Raw genomic sequence first — 343 nt, forward strand, 5'->3', positions numbered from 1 at the left:
GCGGCCGCGGCTTCCACCAGCCCTCGGGCATGAAGCGCTTGTGTCTGCGGCCGTCGGCCGTGTCCAGCGTGTGCAGCGCGACCAGCGAGACAGCGGTGAGCAGGACGCCGAGGATCATCGCGATGAGCTTGGCGACGGTGGGCGAGCTGCTGTACCGGGTGTCGACGGTGGCCGAGAGCTTCAGGCCCGCGGGTGCGGGGCCGGATAGATCGGTGAAGATGCCGACGATCTGCGGCCGGAAGTCGTAACCGCCGCGCTCCCCGGCACGTGGCTGTCCGGGCTTGGCGTCCTTGGGGCCTTGCGTGAGCCCGACGAACTTACCGGTCACCTTGTCCGAATGCGC

1 protein-coding gene is annotated in these 343 nt (G+C 69.4%); it reads right to left on the reverse strand.

Annotated features, from left to right (window positions below; translation table 11 throughout):
• The coding region (locus A6V29_RS10385; protein WP_283956352.1) for an arabinosyltransferase domain-containing protein at positions 1 to 328 on the reverse strand (328 nt) is incomplete at its 3' end.
• Between the last annotated feature and the right edge of the window lie 15 nt (positions 329 to 343).

The sequence above is a fragment of the Blastococcus sp. CCUG 61487 genome (genome assembly GCF_005222955.1).
In the GTDB taxonomy this organism is placed as follows: Bacteria; Actinomycetota; Actinomycetes; order Mycobacteriales; family Geodermatophilaceae; genus Blastococcus.